This is a genomic window from Kitasatospora sp. NPDC036755, assembly GCF_040636595.1.
Classification (GTDB): domain Bacteria; phylum Actinomycetota; class Actinomycetes; order Streptomycetales; family Streptomycetaceae; genus Kitasatospora.
In genome coordinates, this window is record NZ_JBEZUT010000679.1 from 1 (window position 1) to 1,380 (window position 1,380).

Below are 1,380 nucleotides of genomic sequence, written 5' to 3' on the forward strand. Positions count from 1 at the left end.
TTTCAACCAGAACCAGGCTTACGAGATGCTTAGGAGTGTGTATGTAGTTCAGTAGTGTGCTCTTCAGATCTCGGTGGCCGGCGGCGGGCGCGGGGCGGCGCTGCTGGGGAGCGGTCCCGCCGCCCTGTCGGGGCTGCTGCTGCTCGTGCTGGCCCTGCTGCCGAACGCGGTGCTGTGGGGCACGGCGTACGCGCTGGGGCCGGGCTTCGCGGTGGGTGCCGGGACGGTGGTGTCGCCGGCCGGCACGGTGCTGGGCCCGGTGCCCGAGTTCCCGCTGTTCGTCCTGCTGCCGGCGGACGGGCCGGGCGGCTGGCGGCTCGCGGCGTCGGCCCTGCCGCTGTTGGCCGGGGTGGTGCCGGCGGTGCTGCTGGGCCGGGCGGCGGCGGGCCGGAGGCTTCCGGGGGCCGGTTCGGGGGAGCGGCCCGAGTCCTGGCCGCCGGCCGCGACGGCGGTGGCCGCGCTGGCGGCGGCGCTGTCGGTCGGGGCCGGGACGGCGGTGCTGGGCTGGCTGTCGGGCGGGGCGCTGGCGGCGGAGCGGCTGGCCTGGGTGGGGCCGATGCCGTGGACGGGCCCGGTGGCGGCGGGCTGGATCGCGCTGGTCGCCGTCCCGGGCGCGCTGCTGGTCCGGTACCGCCTGCTGGGCCCGGCGGACGGCGTGGGCGTGCGCGCCCGGCTCGCGCGGCAGGCCCGCCGGAGCGCGCTGGTGCTGCGCGCCCGTACGTACGCCCTCGTGCTGCGGCTCTCCGGACCGGGCATCGGGAGTGCCGACGACGTGGACCTCGACGATCCGGGCCTCGAGGACCGGCTCCCGGACGGCCGGGCGGTCCCGGACGACTGACCGGCGCCGTGCCCGCCCCGTTCGCGCGGCCCGGCTACCAGGTCACTCGGTGTTCCCGGTGAAGTCCACGTACCACTGCGGCGCGTACCGGTCGCAGTTCTGGGCGCCGACGCTGGTCAGCGAGTCCTGGACGCAGGTGACGTAGTCGCGGTAGTGGTACCCGAGGCCGATCACCGTGGCGGCGACCACGATGGTCATCGCGCCGGTCAGGATGCCGGCGAGCGCGGCCGGGGTGAGCGGGTTCGGCGCCGGGGCCGTGGGGAACGGCCCGCCCGGCCCGGCGACCGCGCCGGCGGCCGGGGCCGGCCGCCGGCCGCGCAGCGCGCCGACGCCCCAGACGATGCCGAGCGCCCCGATCACCAGGGCGATCCAGTGGAACCCGGTGAACAGGCAGACCAGCGCGAACGGTCCGGCCAGCGCGGCGTTGCGGGCCTTGCGGTGGGCCGGCAACGCCGCGAACACCCTGCCGACCCTGCTGTACATCCTGATCGGCGGCGGCGCGCTGAACGCGGTCTTCGTGCCGCAGCTGGTGCGCAGCATGA

The 1,380-nt window shown here is 77.0% G+C and carries 1 protein-coding gene and 1 pseudogene; one reads left to right on the top strand and one right to left on the bottom strand.

From position 1 onward, the window contains the following. Positions 1 to 73 precede the first annotated feature (73 nt). Positions 74 to 838, top strand: a complete 765-nt coding sequence (locus AB0E96_RS41160) for a DUF6350 family protein (protein ID WP_359831960.1) — start codon at positions 74 to 76, stop codon at positions 836 to 838. Positions 839 to 880: 42 nt separating this feature from the next. Here AB0E96_RS41160 and AB0E96_RS41165 read toward each other — a convergent pair. Then, a pseudogene (locus tag AB0E96_RS41165) lies at positions 881 to 1,380 on the bottom strand (hypothetical protein); the annotation flags it as partial.